This window comes from Enterococcus eurekensis (assembly GCF_042654605.1).
In the GTDB taxonomy this organism is placed as follows: domain Bacteria; phylum Bacillota; class Bacilli; order Lactobacillales; family Enterococcaceae; genus Enterococcus_I; species Enterococcus_I eurekensis.
On record NZ_JBHSGT010000048.1, the window covers coordinates 1 to 1,471 of the forward strand.

General features: G+C 29.6%; 1 protein-coding gene. It reads left to right on the forward strand.

The features are described from left to right. The first annotated feature begins 321 nt into the window (after positions 1–321). Positions 322–1,206 carry an LEM-3-like GIY-YIG domain-containing protein gene (locus ACFO3L_RS07905; RefSeq protein WP_379965657.1) on the forward strand — a complete coding sequence of 295 codons (885 nt, stop codon included), beginning with the start codon at positions 322–324 and terminating at the stop codon, positions 1,204–1,206. Positions 1,207–1,471 lie beyond the last annotated feature (265 nt).

Consider the following 1,471-nt stretch of genomic DNA (forward strand, 5'->3'; position numbering starts at 1 on the left):
AAAAGTAATTGTAAGCTGCCGTGAGGCAGTTTCACATGGTTTTAATTAAAAGTATGAATTATTCAGGTATAAGGAAGTTAAAGCAATTCAAAATACTTTAGACTCAATATTTTAACTTAAAATAATAGAATCGATTTTCCATGTAGAAATAAATTTTGGAGATACTACCAATTTATAATATGGAGATAAGCTAGACCATTTAAAATATGATAATCAATACCATAGATGATGAGGTTTTAATTGGATCCCTTTTTTAGGAATTTTTAAATCTATCAACAGAATAGATAGCAGAATAAAAAAATAGAAAGTGAGAATATAAAAATGGAGAAAATAACACATTTTTCAGCATCTACTTTAGATGTATTGAAGAAAGATAACAGACGAAAGTTTTATGTGTATTGTTTAGTTGACCCTAGAAACGGTATTCCTTTTTATATTGGTAAAGGAACAGGCAATAGAGTTTTTCATCATGAGCAATTAGCTCTAAAAAATAGTTTGGAAAAAATTGATGATGAATTATTTTCAGGAGAAATTATAAATAATTTGAAGTTTGACAATATTATGGAAATAAAGAATTCTGGAAATGAAATAATAAAATATATTATAAGCTTTGGTTTAACAGATTCGGAATCATTTGCTGCTGAGAATGCATTAATAAACTATTCCAATCTGGTTCAGAAAAATAATTTAACTAACTTGGTTGGTGGACATGGTTCATTTGGTTACTTAGTTGAAAGCATTGAAGAAAGATTTGGATATCAAAGAATGGATGAATCAGATATCAATACGAATGATTTAATACTTGCAGTTAAAATAAGGAATGGCTTTGATTTAATCAAAGATGAAAATCTAGATTATGCTATTGGAGAACGAGATGACAATAATTTAAAATCAAGAACATTGGGTGAATGGATTATTGGAGCAGATAAAATTGAACAGATAAAGTATATTATAGGTATTAATACCGGAGCAGATAATGCTGTCATATCAGCATATGAAGTTTCTTATAAAGAATCGGAATCTAAACCAAGTAAAGGTGGACGTACAAGATATAGCTTTAAGGCGTTATCAAATAATGAAGAAACACTAAAAAAACTAGGGTTATATAAGAAAAGCCTACCGAATTTAACTTTTGGTAGTGGTGCATCTACTGTATATGTGAGAAATTTTAATAAAGTGAAATCTATCGACTCCGTCAACTTATGATAAGGAAATGGACTTGTTACTCTAAAATATATATTCAGTGGCCTTCTGTAAAGTATTTCTTTGAGACAGTGTCATTTGTGGTTACGAAAAGAATTATGTGAAAACGAAAAAATCGATTCCATTATTTTAAGTGAAAACATTGAGTCTAAAGTTTCTTGGATTTTTCTCTCTTTTATGTCCCCAACCTAAAAGTTCTGTTTATTAACTAGCCGAGAACACTCGCGACTTTAGTCGTGTAGATGAATCGGCTTCGGTTGAGGCACAG